Source organism: Streptomyces sp. SID14436, from assembly GCF_010548465.1.
Lineage (GTDB): Bacteria > Actinomycetota > Actinomycetes > Streptomycetales > Streptomycetaceae > Streptomyces.
On record NZ_JAAGMD010000382.1, the window covers coordinates 1 to 775 of the forward strand.

Sequence of the window (775 nt, forward strand, 5' to 3'; positions counted from 1 at the left end):
GGTCGGGACCGTACGCGCGGCCCGCGCGGACTCCGCGGCGCCCCGACGAGGGGCACCGGGCGGAGTCCGGCGGGCGGGACGGGGACCCGCGGTGGCGTGCGAGCCAGTGCGGTGGTGAAGGCCGCCGGCGCTACTCCTTCGACCTGAGGGGAGCAGCACCGGTGCCGTCGCACCCGCCGCGGTCCCCGTCCGGAACCGGCACCCCCGGCCCCGTCCGGCGGCGCGAACGTACCGTCGCGCCCGGCCTCGCCCGCCGGACGGTCCCACCTCCCCCACGGCCCCGGTGCGGACGAAACCCGCACCGGGGCTCCGGCGTGCCCGGGCACCGGCCGCCCCGGGGTGCGGTCCGCGGCGGGGCGCAGCAGCCTGGAGACATGGCACCTCCCACCGAGCGGCCGCACATCGTGGTCCACGCGCCCGGCCTGGACGGCTCCCGCCGCGTCACCTCGGGCGACGAGACCCTGGGGCTCGCCACGCACGCCGACGACGTGAGCGAGATCCTCCGGATGGCCGACCTGTACGTGACCGACGTCGAGACCACCGACCTCGTCGAGTGGCAGGGCGGCGGCCCCGACGACTGGCCCGGGCTGTCCCACCACCACCCCACGCCCTGACCCCGCGTACCGCAGGAGTCGTAGACGCGCTACGGCACCCTCAAATCTACCTCTGAACCGGCGCCGCCGAGGCGTGAACCGCCCCTCGCGGCGGGAAGAACGCCCGCACACGGGGCCCGCCGGCACGGGGGCGGCGGGCCCCGGCCCAGGGGGCCGGGGGT

Annotated in this window: 1 protein-coding gene; it reads left to right on the plus strand. The window is 78.3% G+C overall.

Features of this window, described 5'->3' with window-relative positions; all coding sequences use genetic code 11:
- Positions 1-374: 374 nt before the first annotated feature.
- Positions 375-614, plus strand: a complete 240-nt coding sequence (locus G3I53_RS13290) for a hypothetical protein (protein ID WP_164333960.1) — start codon at positions 375-377, stop codon at positions 612-614.
- Positions 615-775 lie beyond the last annotated feature (161 nt).

Bases quoted from the DNA above. Each gene is read 5' to 3' on its own strand.
- G3I53_RS13290 (WP_164333960.1), top strand. From the start codon at position 375: ATGGCACCTCCCACCGAGCGGCCGCACATCGTGGTCCACGCGCCCGGC.